This window comes from Rahnella sp. PAMC25617, from assembly GCF_050606005.1.
GTDB classification, from domain to species: domain Bacteria; phylum Pseudomonadota; class Gammaproteobacteria; order Enterobacterales; family Enterobacteriaceae; genus Rahnella; species Rahnella variigena.
This window is the reverse complement of the sequence record NZ_JBOCUM010000041.1, coordinates 1-229: the sequence shown is the minus strand read 5'-3', so window position 1 is coordinate 229 and position 229 is coordinate 1. Positions and strand designations below refer to the sequence as shown.

Sequence of the window (229 nt, the reverse complement as noted above, 5' to 3'; positions counted from 1 at the left end):
GCGCCGGTCGTCATCATGCTCGGTGTTTCCGTGATGCTGTGTCTGGTGCGCACCACCTGGTCGCCGGGCTTGCGGCTCAATACTGCCGGACGCAAACAGTTGTACAAACAGCTCACCCGCGCCAACGGTGTGGAAGGGCTTTTGTATCAGTGCATGGAAGAGGGCGATATGGTGTTTATCACCTTACAGTCGCGGCGCGTCTATATTGGCATGATGACGACCGGCGCCT

At 58.1% G+C, this 229-nt stretch carries 1 pseudogene; it reads left to right on the top strand.

Going from position 1 to position 229, the window contains the following annotated elements:
* Positions 1–229 (top strand): annotated as a pseudogene (locus ACM615_RS23795) (hypothetical protein); the annotation flags it as partial.